Source organism: Desulforhopalus vacuolatus (assembly GCF_016918505.1).
GTDB classification, from domain to species: Bacteria; Desulfobacterota; Desulfobulbia; order Desulfobulbales; family Desulfocapsaceae; genus Desulforhopalus; species Desulforhopalus vacuolatus.
Genome location: NZ_JAFFPZ010000072.1, coordinates 1 through 2,774, shown reverse-complemented (window position 1 = coordinate 2,774; position 2,774 = coordinate 1). Strand labels below are relative to the sequence as shown.

The 2,774-nt window shown below is 52.5% G+C and carries 1 protein-coding gene; it reads left to right on the top strand.

What is annotated here, in order from left to right:
- On the top strand, positions 1–2,774 hold a 2,774-nt coding region (locus JWG39_RS15880), incomplete at both ends, for a cadherin-like domain-containing protein (protein WP_205220421.1).

Below are 2,774 nucleotides of genomic sequence, written 5' to 3'. Positions count from 1 at the left end.
GGGTGATTCCGAGATCTTAACAATCCCTGTTACCGTGACCGATGATAATGGCGGAACCGATACCGTTCAGATCCAGATTACAGTCAATGGCACAAACGATGCGCCAGTAGCTGGTGCTGATGTTACGACCATCGTTGATGAAGGGGCGGCATTGATTAATGGTGCGCTCACTTCAACGGATTCCGATGATGGGGCAACGGCAACGTTTACTGTCACTTCAGGATCAACCGTTCCGGCAGGTTTCACGCTCAATCCAGACGGAACCTATAGTTTCGATCCAACCGATGTGGCGTATGACCATTTGAACGTGGGTGATTCCACAATCTTGACGATTCCCGTTACCGTGACGGATGATAATGGCGGAATTGATACGGTGCAGATCCAGATTACGGTCAACGGTACCAATGATGCGCCGGTGGCTGGTGCTGATGTCACTACTTCCGTTGATGAAGGGGCCGGAATGATTTCTGGCAACCTGACTTCAAGTGATGTCGATGATGATGCAACGGCGGCCTTTACGGTCACTCCAGGCTCAACTGCTCCGGCAGGCTTCACACTGCACGCAGATGGTTCATACAGTTTTGATCCAACCGATGCCGCCTACGAAAACCTGAACGTGGGTGATTCCGTGATCCTGACGGTTCCCGTCACCGTGACTGATGACCAGGGTGCAACCGATACCGTTCAGATTCAGATTACAGTCAACGGCACAAACGATGCGCCAGTAGCTGGTGCTGATGTTACGACTACCATCGATGAAGGGGCCACTGGGATCAGTGGTACGCTTACTTCCACAGATGTAGATAATGGCTCGACGACGACCTTCACGGTCACTCCAGGATCAACTGCTCCGGCAGGGTTTACGCTGCACGCAGATGGACAATACACTTTCGATCCAACCGATGCGACGTACGACCATTTGAACGTTGGCGATTCCGTGATCTTAACGGTTCCTGTTACGGTGACTGATGATCAGGGTGGTACCGATACGGTGCAGATTCAGATTACGGTCAACGGTACCAACGATGCGCCGATTGCTGGCGCGGACGTTACCACGACGGTTGCCGAAGGGGATGCTGCCATTAATGGCACGCTCACTTCCACCGATTTGGATGATGGTGCAACGGCCGCTTATACGACGACTGCCACGATCGACGGGTTTACGCTGCATGCAGATGGATCATACAGTTTTGATCCGACCGATGCGGCGTATGACCATCTGAACGTGGGTGATTCCACGATCCTGACAATCCCCGTCACCGTGACCGATGATAATGGTGCAACCGATACAGTTCAGATCCAGATTACAGTCAATGGGACCAATGATGCACCGGTGGCTGTTGCGGATGTAATCACTTCTGTTGATGAAGGGGCCGCTGGGATCAGTGGTACGCTCACTGCCACCGATGTAGATGATGGCTCGACGGCGACCTTCACGGTCACTCCGGGTTCAACTGCTCCGGCAGGTTTTACGCTGCACGCAGATGGTTCCTACAGTTTTGATCCAACCGATGCAACATACGAATATTTGAATGTGGGTGATACCGAGATCTTAACAATCCCTGTTACCGTGACCGATGATAATGGCGGAACCGATACTGTTCAGATCCAGATCACGGTTAACGGTACGAACAACGCTCCGGTAGCAGGCGCAGATGTAACCAGGTCCGTTGATGAGGGCGCCGCGACAATTGACGGTGTGCTCACTGCTACGGATGTTGACCATCCGGAGACGGCAGTCTTCAGTATTACAGCAGGATCTACTGCTCCATCCGGTTTTATGCTGGATACGGATGGAACCTATAGTTTCGATCCGACCGATGTGGCCTACGACCATCTCAATGTTGGTGATACGGTCGTGCTGACAGTTCCGGTCACCGTGACGGATGAGGGCGGTGGTACGGATGCGATGCAGATTCAGATTACGGTCAACGGTACCAACGATGCTCCAGTAGCAGGTGTGGATGTATCTACGACCGTTGATGAAGGTGCCGGAATGGTGTCCGGAAACCTGGCCTCAAGTGATGTAGATGATGGTTCGACGGCTATCTTTACGGTCACTCCAGGCTCAACTGCTCCGGCAGGCTTCACACTGCATCCAGATGGCTCATACAGCTTCGATCCAACCGATGCGACGTACGAATATTTGAATGTGGGTGATTCCGAGACCTTAACAATCCCTGTTACCGTGACCGATGATAATGGCGGAACCGATACCGTTCAGATCCAGATTACAGTCAATGGCACAAACGATGCGCCAGTAGCTGGTGCTGATGTTACGACTACCATCGATGAAGGGGCCGCTGGGATCAGTGGTACGCTTACTTCCACAGATGTAGATGATGGCTCGACAACGACCTTCACGGTCACTCCAGGATCAACTGCTCCGGCAGGGTTTACGCTGCACGCAGATGGTTCCTACAGTTTTGATCCAACCGATGCGACGTACGATTACTTGAACGTGGGCGATTCCGTGATCTTAACGGTTCCTGTTACGGTGACTGATGATCAGGGTGGTATCGATACGGTGCAGATTCAGATTACGGTCAACGGTACCAATGATGCGCCGGTAGCAGGTGTGGATGTATCTACAACCGTCGATGAAGGTGCCGGAATGGTGTCCGGAAACCTGACCTCAAGTGATGTAGATGATGGTGCAACGGCCGCTTATACGACGACTGCCACGATCGACGGGTTTACGCTGCATGCAGATGGTTCATACAGTTTCGATCCGACCGATGCGGCGTATGACCATCTGAACGTGGGTGATTCCA